Genomic DNA, 13739 nt, shown 5'->3' on the forward strand with positions numbered 1-13739 from the left:
TTCTTACTTTTTGTCAAATAAAACATTTGAAAATTTTTATGCTAGTTGTGTTGATTATTTTTTTCTTCTATAATACTTAAAACCTCGTTCCATGGTAAGACTTTTATCCGCGTTGCCCAGCTATCATAATAACCGATCATCTCGGTTGCTTTCTCTGGCATTTCTTGAATCAAATTATGCATTTCTGTACGATCGTTATCCATATTGTAAAGCTCCCAATTGTTTTGATCTTTTTCCCATTTTTGTACCAATTTATACTTACCCATTCTCACGGCCTTATTCCCCTCATGTTCCCAAAAAATAGGTTCAGAGTGTATTTGCTTTTCTGCATTATTCCATAGAGGTACAAGACTCTTTCCTGACATCGGGACGATAGCATTATTGTTAAAATTCAAGGGGTAATCAGCATTGGAGACATCCAAAACAGTTGCCATAATATCTGGTAGAAAGCCATATCCATTAATTATTTTTCCGTTCATCTTTGCCTCAATACCATTTGGCCAATGTATTATAAATGGCGTAGCAATACCACCTTCATGAAGCCAATGTTTGTACTCTCTATATGGCGTGTTAGATGCATTGGCCCAAGCGCTACCATACGTCAATATATAACCTTCTTTAGTCTCTAATTGCGCTGCAGGACCATCCGCCAATTCCGAAAATTCAGCACATGCACCATTATCATTTAGAAACATAATGATAGTATTGTCAAATAAGTTGTTTGTTTTTAAACTATCAACCAAACGTCCAATGTTTTGATCCATTCTATCCACCATTGCTGCATAAATAGCCATTCTTAAGTCCATTTCTTTCTTCTTATCTTCATCTAAAGAATCCCAATCTCTTGAATCTTGAGGTGTCAATTGCCAATCTGAATTTATTATCCCCATTTTCTTCATCCGCTCATAGCGTTCCAAACGTAATTTCTGCCAACCTTCTTTGTACTTACCTTTATACTTATCCACAACTTCTTGAGGAGCTTGAATCGGCCAATGTGGAGCATTATAAGCTAAATATAAAAAGAAAGGTTTGTCCGCTGATTTATTTTTTGATTGATTTATAAATTGAATGGCATTATCCGTAAATACATCGGTGGTGTAAAAGTCAGGATCGGTTATTTCAATTTTTTCATTTCCAGAAACAATACCCCTCGGATGCACTGGTTTAAATAGATTGGCTGCCCCTGGCACAATTCCATAAAAATTATCAAATCCTCGTTGCATTGGCCATTGATCTATATTTTCATAGCCTAAATGCCATTTTCCGGCCATCATAGTAGTATAACCAGAAGCTTTTAAGACCTCGGCAATTGTCACGGTATTTTTGCTCAGATAACCTTGGTATTCGAGTACGCCGTAATTATGCCCAACAGCGTTGCTAGGTGGATTTGTCATATGTCCTACTCCCGCTTCTTGAGGGTAACAACCTGTTAATAATGAAGCACGCGTGGGACAACATCTTCCTGTATTGTAAAATTGAGTAAACTTTAAGCCCTCATCTGCTAATTTTGTCAAGTTTGGTGTGTCAATTTCGCCGCCAAAGGGTGAAATGTCAGAATAGCCCATATCATCTGACATTATTAATATAATATTCGGTCGTTGTTTCGTTGTTTCTACTTCATTTTTTTTGCACGATGCTAAAAATAAAAGCGAAATAAAAATTAGTACTTTTCCAACCATAACCTTATAAAATATAATCGCAATTTAAACAGATTGACCGAAATAGCATTAAGCAAACCGTGTCAGAGTTCTACAATTTGTTCCAAATACAATAATTTTTATTTTGAAATTAGAGATTTGAACAGTTTGTATGGTAAAATGAAATGTTTTGGGTCAATTTATATTGTTTTTTTCATTTCTTTTGAGAAGTAAATCAAAATTCAATTATTGAATTAAATACGTGAACTAAACCTAAATTGATGAAAAAAATATTACTTATTACAGTCACATTATTATTGGCAAAACCCGTAGGAGCGCAATGGAAACCTGCTGGAGATAAAATAAAAACGAAGTGGGCTGAAATGATTGACCCAACTAATGTTCTAGAAGAGTATCCTAGACCGATTATGAAACGCAGTCAATGGAAAAACCTAAATGGTTTATGGGATTACAGTATACAAGATTATGGAAAAACAATGCCTGAAAAATATGATGGTAAAATATTGGTACCCTTCGCAGTTGAATCCAGTTTGTCGGGGGTAATGAAAGATGTGGGCGAACATAAAGAATTATGGTATGAAACTAATTTTATAGTTCCCAATAACTGGGGTAATAAAAATATACTCTTGCATTTTGGGGCGGTTGATTGGAAAGCAGATTTTTGGCTCAATGATATCAAAATTGGCTCTCATACGGGTGGATATTCACCTTTTTCATTTGATATTACACCTTTTTTAGATGGGAAATCACAAAAATTAGTAGTCAGAGTTTGGGATCCGTCAAGCGATGGTCCACAACCTCGAGGTAAACAAATTAAAAACCCTCATGGTATTTGGTATACCCCGGTGACCGGAATTTGGCAAACTGTTTGGATTGAACCAGTGAATAAAAAAAGCGTTTCGGATTTAACGATCACACCAGATTTAGATCACAATAAATTAAATGTTCGCGCTGAAACGACCGGAGTGTCATATGGTGATATTCTCGAAATAACCGTATTTGATGGGACTAAAAGAATAAAAAACGTAAAAGGTGCTGTTGGTGAAAACATCGAAATAAATTTAGATAATCCTAAATTATGGTCACCCGAATCTCCTTTTTTGTATAATACTACCATTAAACTACTAAGTGGAAACAAAACAGTTGATGAGGTTAAAAGTTATTTTGCTATGCGTAAAATATCTTCCAAAAGAGATGAAAATGGTATTGTAAGGATGCAATTGAATAATAAAGACTATTTCCAATTTGGTCCTTTGGATCAAGGTTGGTGGCCAGATGGATTATATACTGCTCCTACAGATGAAGCGTTGAAATATGACATTGTTAAAACTAAAGAACTTGGTTTTAATATGATAAGAAAACACGTGAAAGTTGAACCTGCCCGATGGTATACTCATTGTGATCAATTAGGTGTGTTGGTTTGGCAGGACATGCCAAATGGTGATCAAGGACCTGGATGGCAAATGAGAAGTTTCTATAAAGGGAATGAAATTAGTAGAACTAAATCGTCAAAACAAATTTATAAAAAAGAATGGGAAGAAATTATAGATTACTTGCAACCCTATCCGAGCATTGTAGTTTGGGTACCTTTTAACGAGTCATGGGGACAGTTTGACACTGTTGAAATTACTGAATGGACGAAGAAATTGGATCCATCAAGGTTGATAAATTCGGCAAGTGGAGGTAATCATTTTCCAACTGGTGATATTTTGGATTTACACAACTATCCTGATCCTAATTTATTTTTATATGATGCCAACAGAGTAACGGTACTTGGTGAATATGGCGGTATTGGTTTACCGTTAGAAGGTCATCTATGGAAAACCGATAAAAACTGGGGGTATGTTCAGTTTAAAAATTCCGAAGAGACGACTGCTAAATATGTTGAATATGCCAAAAAGCTTGGTGGATTAGTTAAAACAGGATTTTCGGCTGCAGTTTATACGCAAACCACAGATGTAGAAGGTGAGATAAACGGTTTTATGACCTACGATAGGAAAATAGATAAGATGAACATTGCTAAAGTACGTCAAGCCAATGAAGCGGTGATACAAATGCTTCAGAAGTAACCTTTTCATTAACCAATATTGAAGCACGTTTGAATAGTTTAAGATGACTATTGGAAGTTAGACATCACAAATTATTAAAAAATGCAAATTACTTTATTTACAATTGAATTTCTATTTCTGAATAACTTAAGGATTGAGAAGTTTTTAGTAATCTTAAATTAAAATATATGCAAACGATCAAAAAAATGAATAACGTATATTCTACCTTGTTTTTAATTTTTTTATTGGCAATGGGGTGCAAAAATAAACCCTCTAATATTGAAGTTTTTAAGGATCAAGAACAGGACTCTTTAGTAACAATTAAGAGTGGAAATCCAGTTTTTGAAGGGTGGTATGCAGATCCTGAAGGTATTATTTTCGATGATAAATATTGGGTTTTTCCTACTTATTCAGCTAAATACGAAAAGCAAGTTTTCTTTGATGCTTTTTCCTCACCAGACCTTGTTCAATGGACAAAACATGAAAAGATTTTGGATACTATTTCCGTAAAATGGGCCAAGAAAGCTATGTGGGCTCCTTCTATAATAGAGAAAAATGATAAGTATTATCTTTTTTTTGGGGCTAACGATATTCAAAGTGATGACGAAAAGGGAGGTATAGGTGTTTCAGTTTCTGATACTCCTGAAGGTCCTTATAAAGATTTATTAGGTGAGCCACTTATTGATAAATTTCATAATGGTGCTCAGCCTATTGATCAATTTGTTTTTCATGATAAAGATGGTCAATATTATCTCATTTATGGAGGATGGAAGCACTGTAATATCGCAAAATTAAACGATGATTTTACAGGATTTAAAGCATTTGACGATGGAACTGTTTTTAAAGAAATAACACCTCATAATTATGTGGAAGGACCATTTATGTTTATTAAAGATGGTAAATATTATTTTATGTGGAGTGAAGGGGGTTGGACAGGTCCTGATTATAGTGTGGCTTATGCAATTGCGGATTCTCCATTTGGTCCCTTTAAAAGGAAGGGTAAGATATTAAAACAAGACCCTAGTATTGCTACTGGAGCCGGTCATCATTCTGTAATACATAACCCAAGTACGGATGATTTTTATATTTTATATCACAGAAGACCACTTACTGAAACGGATGGAAATTCAAGAGAAACCTGTATAGACAAAATGGACTTTAATAAAGATGGTACGATAAAACCCATAATTATGACGAATGAAGGTGTGCCTATTAATAAAATTATAAATATGCCAATATAATAGATGTTCAGATAACTAGTATTAGGTGTACTCATTTTTTGTATTTATAACAGTTAGGTAATTACTGGAGCCTGAATTTTGATTAATTAAATGTAGGGGTGCATACTCTTTTTATGGGAAATGCAAGTCCTGAATTAAAAATAGAATAAACATTTGCTTTAAAATACTTAATGGATACTGGAAGCTTATAATATAGTGAGAATAATAGTTTTTGTCAATTGATTGCCTAGAGTAAATTTAGTACAATAGATATAATTCTAAAACTCTAAAAACAAATGCATCAGAATGAGGAGTCCATCCGTACCTCTTGAATGTTATTTTATGATTTAGTAATATCTCTAAATTATTCGCCGATAGCTAATCAAGATTAAATGAAGTAAATCTAAGAATAGAACGGTATGCTAATTTACGCGATGTTATATATACTTCGAGCTATAAAATAAAGAGGAGTAGTGATGTATTATATAATAAGGTTGACATGCTTAATAAAAAATCAAATTTAAAATAATTGTTAAAATGAAGAAATCAAATATTCTTGCAATATCAATTGTAATATTTATTTTAATATTTTATTCTTGCGATAAAGTTACTGATGGTAAAATGAACATTGAGATCGTAACATCACCATCAATCTTAGTTACAAGTAATTCTCACTATGTAAGTAATAGGGCACCGTTGGTGCCAAGTGCACTCATAAAATTACCGTTAGGGGCCATTCAGCCTCAAAATTGGTTAAAAGAATGTATGGAAAGACAAGCCGAAGGGTTAATGGGTAATTTGGGAGAAATTAGTGCCTGGTTGCAAAAAGAAAATAACGCTTGGCTCTCCAATGATGGTAAAGGTGCTTGGGGATGGGAGGAGGTGCCATATTGGCTCAAAGGTTATTTGAATAGTGCCTATATTTTAGGAGATAAAACTATGATCAATGAATCTCAAATTTGGATTGATGCAGCTATTAATAGTCAACGCTCAGATGGTAATTTTGGTCCAGTTATAATTTCTGAAAAAGATGGTTCGCAAGATTTTTGGAGTAATATGATAATGCTCTATTGTTTGCAATCTTACTATGAGTATACACAGGACGAACGTATAATTGATTTAATGAGTAAATATTTCAAATTCCAATTAAGCCTTCCTGATGAAAACTTGTTGTCAAAAACTCAATATTGGCAACATATTAGAGGTGGAGATAATTTACATAGTGTATTGTGGCTTTACAACCGTACCGGTGAAAAATGGTTGTTAGATTTGGCTAAAAAATTACATAGAGTAACAGCGCCATGGTCAAAAAGAGATAATACGTTGGAGGAAATTAGAAATTGGAAAGAAGTTAGAGAAGGTATGGTTTGGCCAGATTGGTATGGTAAATTAATAGATTGGCACAACGTAAACGTAGCACAATGTTTTCGTGAACCTGCACAATATTATTTAGTTAGTGGAGATAAACAGGACTTACAAGCCACCTACGATAACTTTGATATTATAAGAGAATACTTTGGTCAGGTACCTGGTGGAATGTTTGGGGCAGATGAAAATGCTCGACCTGGATACGACGATCCTAGGCAAGGAATCGAAACCTGCGGTATCGTGGAACAAATGAATTCAGATGAACATATGATTCGTATAACTGGTGATATATTTTGGGCAGACCATGCTGAAAAAGTTGCATTTAATACATTACCTGCAGCTTTTACACCTGATTTTAAGAGTTTACGTTATATAACTAGCCCTAATATGGTACTTAACGATAATAAGAATCATCGTCCCGGCATTATGAATGATGGTCCATTTTTGATGATGAACCCTTTTAGTTCACGCTGCTGTCAACATAATCATGGTCAAGGGTGGCCATATTTATCAGAAAATCTTTGGATGGCAACTCCGGACAATGGATTAGCAGCAGTAATTTATGCTGCCAATAACGTGAAAGCAAAAGTAGGTGACGGAACTGAAGTTAGTATTATAACCAAATCAAACTACCCCTTCGAAGAGGATGTTACTTTTACTGTAAAATGTAAAAAAGAGGATGTTTTTCCTTTATATTTTCGAATTCCAGGTTGGTGCAAATCAGCATCAATTGTTGTAAATGATAAAAAAGTTCAAATCCTACCAGAAGCTGGAAAATATATTAAACTTGAGAAATATTGGCAAAATAATGATAAAATTACGCTATCGCTACCAAAAGAACTGAACGTACGAAAATGGGAAAATAATCATAACAGTGTCAGTGTTAACTATGGTCCATTAACTTTCTCCTTAAAAATAGGTGAAGCGTATGTTAAAAAAGAAAGCGATAAAACAGCTATTGGTGACTCTAAATGGCAGAAAGGTGTGGATAAAGAAAAATGGCCTTCTTTTGAAATACATCCAAATACGGCATGGAATTATGGTTTGGTATTAGATGCATCAAATCCTGAATCTTCTTTCGAGCTAGAATTAAAACCATGGCCAAAAGATAATTTTCCTTTTACAAATGCTTCAGTACCTTATGTTTTAAAAGCAAAAGGTAAAAAAATACCAGCTTGGAAATTAGACCAATATGGTTTGGCGGGTGAGTTGCAGGATAGTCCAGTAATTTCAGACGAACCAATGGAAATTTTGGAATTAGTTCCAATGGGAGCTTCGAGGTTGAGAGTTAGTTCTATTCCCGTAATTGGGGAGGATGGTAAAGTCTGGAAGTAGAAAGATTTCTATGCTATTACACTATCAATTTCGCTCGGGAAAAAGGGTTTTTTTTAGAACTTTCTCTGATTTACCTTTTTACATAAAATATGAATGTTTTATGTAAATAAGTATAGTCTTACGGAGATTTTAGAATTGACTTTGCAACGAAAGTATTTGACTTGAATACTTCAAAATTTAAAATCTTGTTAAGTTTTATCCTAAATAGTAATAACAATATTCAATTATGGATCATAGGTTTAAGTATATATGGTACGCACTGTTTTTTTTTTTAATAGTTGCGTGTAAAGAAACAGAATCGGAAAAAATAAATTTAGGACATGTTGAAAATACATTTAGCAATCCCTTATTGCCTAATGGGCCTGATCCTTGGGTGATTTTTCATGATAATTATTATTTTTATATCAGGTCAGAAAATAGAAAGTTAATTTTGATGAAAACTGCGGATATTACTGATTTACAAAATGCAGAGAGTCATATCATATGGTCAGCACCTGAAACAGGTAATTATTCAAAAAATATTTGGGCTCCGGAAATTCATTTCATTAACAATAATTGGTATATCTATTTTGCTGCAGATAATGGAGACAATAGGAATCATAGGATGTTTGTTTTAGAAAATACTTCTAAAAATCCGTTCGAAGGTGTGTTCGTTTTTAAATCTAAAATAGAAACCGATAAAAATGATAATTGGGCCATTGATGGTAGCATTTTTGAACACAAAAATCAATTATACTTTATTTGGTCGGGTTGGGAAGAACCTAAAAAAGAAAATGGTATGGAAATTCAAAACATATACATTGCAGAAATGTCAAATCCATGGACTATAAGTTCTAAACGTGTTTTAATTAGTACTCCTGAGCAAAAATGGGAACAAAAATGGCAGTATCCGGGTGTATCAGGACCTTCTACTAGAGTTTATGTAAATGAAGGGCCACAAATGATCGTTCATGGCGAAAAGATTCATATAATATATTCTGCTAGTGGATGTTGGACACCTTATTATTCGTTGGGTTTACTCACTGCAAAAGTAAATAATGATTTAATGATTAAAACTTCATGGGTGAAATCTGAAAACCCGGTGTTCGAACAGTCAGAGAAGAATAAAGTCTATGGTCCTGGACATAATTCATTTTTTAAAAGCCCGGATGGTACAGAAGATTGGATACTTTATCATGCCACGGATGGCTCAACAGATGGGTGTAGTGACAAACGATCACCTAGGGCTCAGGAATTTAGGTGGACGAAAGACGATATGCCGATTTTTGGGACACCAGTTACAGTTTCAAAAAAACTGGTAAGACCATCGGGAATATAAATTCTTTACAGCATAAAGGATTATGCAAATTTCAAATTATGAGATTAACTACCGCTAGAAATATTTTTTCATTATGTGATTATGATTATAATTTAACACTTCATTTATGCTTTTCTCAAATTAGAGCTATTTTATTCATACTTCAACAAATTGTTCCAAATGAAACAATTTGTTGTGGAGTTTTTAAACGTTGAACAGTTTGGATGTTAAATTGGAACGAATCAGTGTATTGATAGCTTAACTTTTTATTTCCTTTGAGATTATAAAGATGATTACATCTATTAATTACTAACTAATTCTTTCAAAAATGACAAACAATGAAAAGTCGACCCACTATCGACTCTCTACACGTATAGAGAGGTTAATTTTATTTTTTTTACTTATTTCTATTTTTTTATTTCAAGAAGGGTATGCTCAATGTCTAGTCCTGAAATATGGCTACAGGTTAAAATTTAATTTAGGCTGATAATTTATATACCATATTTGGTGTTTTAAAGTCTAAAGATAAGTGTAATCTTATTTCATTATATAAATTAATTGCATTTTTTGTAGCTCTTTTGGCGTGTGCTACATTAGTAAAGGTCTGGTCTAAATAAAATTCATCTTTTAAAATACCATTTACACGCTCGGCCATTGCATTTTCATAACAATGGTTTTCTTCAGTCATACTAATGTTTATTTTTTTTCTTTTAAGTATTTGGGTGTATACATTACTGCAATATTGTATTCCTCTATCCGAATGATGTATTAATCCATCAATATTTTTAGCTTGGTATATCGCTTTATTAAGAGCTCTTATACAACCTTTTAATTCTAGGCTATCACTCAGGTCATATCCTACAATTTTACGCGAATGCATGTCTGTTATTAGTGCTAGATAACAAAACCCTTTTACGGTTCTGATATAGGTGATGTCAGATACCCAAACTTGATTAGGTCTATTAACTTCAATATTTTTTATGATATTGTTATACTTATAAAACCGATGATAAGAGTTCGTTGTTCTACAACTGTATTTCTTTCTAAGAGTTAACATTTGATGTTCTCTAAGGACATTAAACAAGGTGTCTCTACCCACTTTTAGTTTCTCTTTATCAAAGTCTTTCTTCAACGATTTCATGAGTTTACGCACCCCTTCTCTAGGTAAGGACTTACGTCTTTTTTTAACGATTTCAATGATCTGATTTTTAAATATATGTCTTTGTTTATACCTGTTACGGTATTTATAAAAGGCATCACGTTTTAAATCAAAACAATTGCAAATGTTAGCAATAGATGTAAGTCCCTTGTCTTTAGATACAGCTAATATTAAAGCTAGATGTTTAGTTTTTTTTTAAGTTCTAAAACATTCTTATAGCCTAGTTTTTGAGCGGCTACTTCCAAGTAAGACTCATTTACCAGCTCATCTAAATCCTTTTTCAAGACTAGTTTTTTAAGTTGTTCAATCTCTTTTTGGAGTGCTTTAATTCGTGTTATCTCATCTTTGGTTTCTACCATAACTCTAGTGTTCATTAAGTCATTACGTTCGTACTTTCTGATCCATTCATTGATGGTTGTAGGTGCAATACTGTAGAGTTTTCCTAATTGACTCTTTGTGTATTTACCAGTACTAAGTTCGGCTAAAATTTTTAATTTAAAAGGTTCACTGTAACGTCTAGTTACTCTGTCATTTTTATACATATACTTATTGATTTATGTATACATATTTCAGGACGGGTCACAAAATGAGCATACGGTCACCGGTGTAGTTACTTCTGCTTCAGATGGAGAGCCACTACCTGGTGTGACAATTATTATAAAGGGCACACAGTCTGGTACTACTACTGATTTTAATGGTAATTATAGTATTTCAGCGCCATCTGATGGGGTGCTCATATTTAGTTTTATAGGTTTCAAAATTGATGAAGTACCCATTGACGGACAAACGACATTGGATAGGGTAATGACAGAAGATGCTTCAGCTTTAGATCAAGTTGTTGTCACTGGATATTCTACACAAACGAAAAAGTCAATTACAGGTGCAGTTATATCCGTAACCGCTGAAGACATTGAAAATGTACATGCAGGAGCAACTGTTAGTTCTGGTTTAGCAGGGAAATTACCTGGAGTATCCTTTAAAATGGCTGATGGACGTCCGGGAGCAAGTGCCTCTATTCAAATCCGTAATATGGGTACCCCACTGTATGTCATTGATGGTATAATGCAAGATGAAGGACAGTTTAACAATATATCACCAAATGATATTGAAAGTTTAACCATTTTGAAAGATGGTACAGCTGCCCAATATGGTGTGAGAGCTGCTAATGGAGTAGTACTGGTTACTACTAAACGAGGTAAAAAAGGAACAAAGAATACCGTTAATATTAATTCTTATATAGGTTGGCAAAATTGGTCGAGATTTCCGAATACAGTAAATAATTCATATGATTATATGTTGGCTAAAGCGGATGCAGAAGTAAATGAATTTGGTTCAACAGCAATTACACCTGAGGAGTTAGAAAGGTATAGAATAGGTACAGAAGAGGGCTATAGATCTTTTAATTGGAAAGACTTTATTATAAAAAAGAACGCTCCACTTACCAGTATGAATGTGAGCGCTACAGGTGGATCAGAAAATATTAATTATTATTTCTCGGGAACTAAACTAAAACAAGAGGCTGTTTTGGGTGAGGAGTTTACTTTTGATAGAACGAATATACAAAGTAATGTAGATGCTAATATTACTGAGAGGCTAAAAGTTGGAGTACAAATTAATGGTAGGTTTGAAACAAGATCGAACCCAGGAATACCAGGAGCTGATGATTATTGGTTACCTCGTTTTGCTATTCTACGGAACAGGCCATTTGAACGCCCTTATGCCAATGACAATCCTGAATATTTGAATGACATCGGACATAACGAAACGAATTGGGCATTACACAATAAAAAAATTGGAGGATATCAGGATAATACTTGGAGAGTGTTACAAACAAATTTTAGTGGTGAATATAAGATTCCTATGATTGATGGACTAAAAATAGGGGGTATGTATTCCTACTATATTGCTGATCAAGTACTGAACGGCCATGAATATACATACGATGCTTATACGTATGACGAGTCTACGGACGAGTATAGTGTTACTGGTGGTAGCACGAACCCATGGAGGGAACGCAGAACAAGGAAAATAATGCGTAATATCTATCAAGGAAAATTACAATATGCCAAAACTTTTGGAGAACATTCAGTGGATGGATTGTTTTTAGTTGAACGACAAGAACAGCAAGACCAAGAACAATGGGTTCATGCGGTACCTAAAACAAATGTGTTGCCATTAATTTATTTTGCAGATACCGATACTTACAACGATAAGGATGATGAAGAAGCTAGAATTGGTTATGTGGGTAAATTGAGCTATAATTATAATGATACCTATTATTTAGAAGTGGCAGGAAGACAAGATGCTTCTTGGAAATTTGCTCCTGGGAAAAGAAAGGATTTCTTTCCTTCTGCTTCTATGGGATGGCGTATTACAAATGAAAAATTTTTTAAAAATTTAATTGGAGATAACTCTTGGCTTAACGATTTTAAATTCAGGGCATCTTATGGTGAATTAGGGGATGATGATATCGGTATTGGTGCTTACGATTATTTGCCTGGATATAACTATAATAGAGGTACTGTAATACTAGACGGTAAACCTATTATAGCCAGCAGAGATAAAGGGCAACCTGTTGCCAATATTTCGTGGCTTAAAAGTAAAATTACAGATGTTGGTTTTGATTTTTACGCATTCGATAGTAAAATTACTGGCTCTTTCGACTATTTCTATAGAAAACGTACAGGTCTTTTAGGTAATAAATATGATATTTTAGTACCCTTAGAATTAGGGTATAGCTTGCCTCGTGAAAATGTGAGTAGCGATGCTCAATTTGGAATTGAAGGGGCTTTAGCATATAACGGTAATATCGGGGACTTGAAATTAACAGTTTCAACAAATGGATCTTTTTCTAGAAGTAAGTTTTTAGAATCTTACAAACCTAGATTTAATAATTCATGGGATGAATATCGTAATTCTAATGAGGGTAGGTATAATAATATTCAATGGGGTTATGAGGCAATAGGCCAATTTCAAACTCAGGAAGAAATCAATAATTACGCCGTAGATATAGATGGAAGAGCGAATAAAACATTATTACCTGGCGATATTATTTATAAGGATATTAATAAGGATGGTTTTATCAATGATTTTGATAGAAGACCTATTGGCTATTCAGATAGTCAACCAATGATCAACTTTGGTCTAAATATTCTTTTAGAATACAAGAACTTTGATTTTACTGCTGATTTTTCTGGAGCATCTGGCTATTCTTGGAGACAGGAATGGGAAACACGTTGGGCTTTCCAAAATCAAGGAGCTTTAAATACAATTTTCTTAGATCGCTGGCACAGGGCTGATTCATATGACCCAAACAGTCAATGGATACCTGGAAAGTATCCTGCAAATCGTTATAACAATGGTGGGCATAGTAATTATAGGTATGGTGAAGCTTCTACATTCTGGCAGCACAACGTAACTTATCTGAGAGCACGAACTATAGAATTAGGATATTCTTTACCTACAACTTTATTGGAAAAAATAAAAATACAGAAAGCAAGGTTTTATGTTAATGGCTATAACTTATTCTCTATAGATAATGTGTCTGAATTCGGCGTGGACCCTGAGGTAAATGATACGAACGGCTTGCAATATCCACAAAACAAATTTATTAATGTAGGTATAAACTTGACTTTATAAATCTCAAAAATTATA

At 33.8% G+C, this 13739-nt stretch carries 8 protein-coding genes; 5 read left to right on the forward strand and 3 right to left on the reverse strand.

All coding sequences use genetic code 11. The features are described from left to right. Nucleotides 1-41: 41 nt before the first annotated feature. A complete protein-coding gene (locus tag FF125_RS02805; RefSeq protein WP_138948353.1) occupies nt 42-1679 on the reverse strand; it encodes an arylsulfatase in 1638 nt (545 codons plus the stop codon). Nucleotides 1680-1918: 239 nt separating this feature from the next. Here FF125_RS02805 and FF125_RS02810 point away from each other — a divergent pair, with 239 nt between their 5' ends. The 4 genes from FF125_RS02810 (at nt 1919) to FF125_RS02825 (ending at nt 8947) form a co-directional block, all read left to right on the forward strand. Next, nucleotides 1919-3727 carry a glycoside hydrolase family 2 protein gene (locus FF125_RS02810; protein WP_138948354.1) on the forward strand — a complete coding sequence of 603 codons (1809 nt, stop codon included), beginning with the start codon at nt 1919-1921 and terminating at the stop codon, nt 3725-3727. 185 nt (nt 3728-3912) lie between these two features. Continuing rightward, complete coding sequence (locus tag FF125_RS02815) at nt 3913-4947, forward strand: glycoside hydrolase family 43 protein (RefSeq protein ID WP_250629667.1); 1035 nt, start codon at nt 3913-3915, stop codon at nt 4945-4947. 516 nt (nt 4948-5463) lie between these two features. Beyond that, nucleotides 5464-7629 (forward strand): beta-L-arabinofuranosidase domain-containing protein, encoded by a 2166-nt coding sequence (locus tag FF125_RS02820; RefSeq protein WP_138948355.1) that lies wholly within the window; start codon nt 5464-5466, stop codon nt 7627-7629. 226 nt (nt 7630-7855) lie between these two features. Continuing rightward, nucleotides 7856-8947, forward strand: coding sequence for a glycoside hydrolase family 43 protein (locus FF125_RS02825; protein ID WP_138948356.1), 1092 nt, complete (start codon nt 7856-7858; stop codon nt 8945-8947). Nucleotides 8948-9404: 457 nt separating this feature from the next. Here FF125_RS02825 and FF125_RS02830 read toward each other — a convergent pair whose 3' ends face one another. Then, nucleotides 9405-10256, reverse strand: a complete 852-nt coding sequence (locus FF125_RS02830) for an IS3 family transposase (protein WP_138948280.1) — start codon at nt 10254-10256, stop codon at nt 9405-9407. A gap of 5 nt (nt 10257-10261) precedes the next feature. After that, entirely contained in the window at nt 10262-10627 is a 366-nt protein-coding gene (locus FF125_RS02835; RefSeq protein WP_138948279.1) for a transposase, read from the reverse strand. A 7-nt stretch (nt 10628-10634) separates the two neighbouring features. Between FF125_RS02835 and FF125_RS02840 the strand changes: the two genes are divergently transcribed. Then, nucleotides 10635-13724, forward strand: coding sequence for a SusC/RagA family TonB-linked outer membrane protein (locus tag FF125_RS02840; RefSeq protein WP_250629668.1), 3090 nt, complete (start codon nt 10635-10637; stop codon nt 13722-13724). The last annotated feature ends 15 nt before the right edge of the window (nt 13725-13739 follow it).

Origin of the sequence: Aureibaculum algae, assembly GCF_006065315.1 — a bacterium.
GTDB lineage: Bacteria > Bacteroidota > Bacteroidia > Flavobacteriales > Flavobacteriaceae > Aureibaculum > Aureibaculum algae.